The organism is Rhodococcus sp. EPR-147 (genome assembly GCF_001647185.1).
Classification (GTDB): Bacteria; Actinomycetota; Actinomycetes; order Mycobacteriales; family Mycobacteriaceae; genus Rhodococcoides.
The window spans coordinates 1-1,929 of record NZ_LVCU01000463.1; the positions used below are offsets into that span (position 1 = coordinate 1).

General features: G+C 55.4%; 1 rRNA gene. It reads left to right on the plus strand.

The window, feature by feature from the left end:
• Window positions 1-1,813, plus strand: a 23S ribosomal RNA gene (locus A2J02_RS20110); the annotation flags it as partial.
• Between the last annotated feature and the right edge of the window lie 116 nt (window positions 1,814-1,929).

Consider the following 1,929-nt stretch of genomic DNA (forward strand, 5'->3'; position numbering starts at 1 on the left):
AGCGTCGTGCAGCCATGGAAGCATCGGAGTGATCCAGGTGTGGAGGCTGCGCGAGTGAGAATGCAGGCATGAGTAGCGAAAGACGAGTGAGAAACTCGTCCGCCGAATGACCAAGGGTTCCTGGGCCAGGTTAATCCGCCCAGGGTGAGTCGGGACCTAAGACGAGGCCGACAGGCGTAGCCGATGGACAACGGGTTGATATTCCCGTACCCGTGTAACCGCGCCCATGGTGAATCAGTGACACTAACCACCCTGAATCTCGTTGATCGTGTGCCTTCGGGTACATCGACTGCGGGTGGATGCGTGGGACCTGATCTGGTAGTAGCCAAGCGATGGGGTGACGCAGGAAGGTAGCTGGGCCAGTCAGTGGTTGTACTGGTGTAAGCCTGTAGGGCGAACGGTAGGCAAATCCGCCGTTCATCAAGCCTGAGAGGTGATGCGTAGCCGATTGAGGCGAATTCAGTGATCCTATGCTGCCGAGAAAAGCCTCTAGTGAGTTGTTACACGGCCCGTACCCCAAACCGACACAGGTGGTCAGGTAGAGAATACTAAGGCGATCGAGATAACTATGGTTAAGGAACTCGGCAAAATGCCCCCGTAACTTCGGGAGAAGGGGGGCCTCGTCCGGTGATCACTCTTGCAGTGTGAGCTGGGTGGGGCCGCAGAGACCAGTGAGAAGCGACTGTTTACTAAAAACACAGGTCCGTGCGAAGTCGTAAGACGATGTATACGGACTGACGCCTGCCCGGTGCTGGAAGGTTAAGAGGACCGGTTAGCTCGTAAGAGCGAAGCTGAGAATTTAAGCCCCAGTAAACGGCGGTGGTAACTATAACCATCCTAAGGTAGCGAAATTCCTTGTCGGGTAAGTTCCGACCTGCACGAATGGCGTAACGACTTCTCAGCTGTCTCAACCATAGACTCGGCGAAATTGCATTACGAGTAAAGATGCTCGTTACGCGCGGCAGGACGAAAAGACCCCGGGACCTTCACTACAGCTTGGTATTGGTGTTCGGTTCGGTTTGTGTAGGATAGGTGGGAGACTGTGAAGCGGTGACGCCAGTTACTGTGGAGTCGTTGTTGAAATACCACTCTGATCGTATTGGATACCTCAACCTCGGACCATGATCTGGTTCAGGGACAGTGCCTGGTGGGTAGTTTAACTGGGGCGGTTGCCTCCTAAAATGTAACGGAGGCGCCCAAAGGTTCCCTCAGCCTGGTTGGCAATCAGGTGTCGAGTGCAAGTGCACAAGGGAGCTTGACTGTGAGACTGACAAGTCGAGCAGGGACGAAAGTCGGGACTAGTGATCCGGCACCGGCAAGTGGAAGCGGTGTCGCTCAACGGATAAAAGGTACCCCGGGGATAACAGGCTGATCTTCCCCAAGAGTCCATATCGACGGGATGGTTTGGCACCTCGATGTCGGCTCGTCGCATCCTGGGGCTGGAGTAGGTCCCAAGGGTTGGGCTGTTCGCCCATTAAAGCGGCACGCGAGCTGGGTTTAGAACGTCGTGAGACAGTTCGGTCTCTATCCGCCGCGCGCGTAAGAAACTTGAGGAAGGCTGTCCCTAGTACGAGAGGACCGGGACGGACGAACCTCTGGTGTGCCAGTTGTTCCACCAGGAGCACCGCTGGTTGGCTACGTTCGGAAGGGATAACCGCTGAAAGCATCTAAGCGGGAAGCCTGTTCCAAGATGAGGTTTCTCACCCCCTCGAGGGGGTAAGGCCCCCGGCAGACCACCGGGTTGATAGGCCAGAACTGGAAGTCGGGTAACCGATGCAGGTGACTGGTACTAATAGGCCGAGGACTTACCACAAAGAAGCTACGCGTCCACTGTGCAATATCTGAAACAACACACGAGTAGTTGTTCAGCAAGCACAACCGAATACAGGTCCAAGAACGAAACACCACCCCCAACCAGTATGTGGGGGA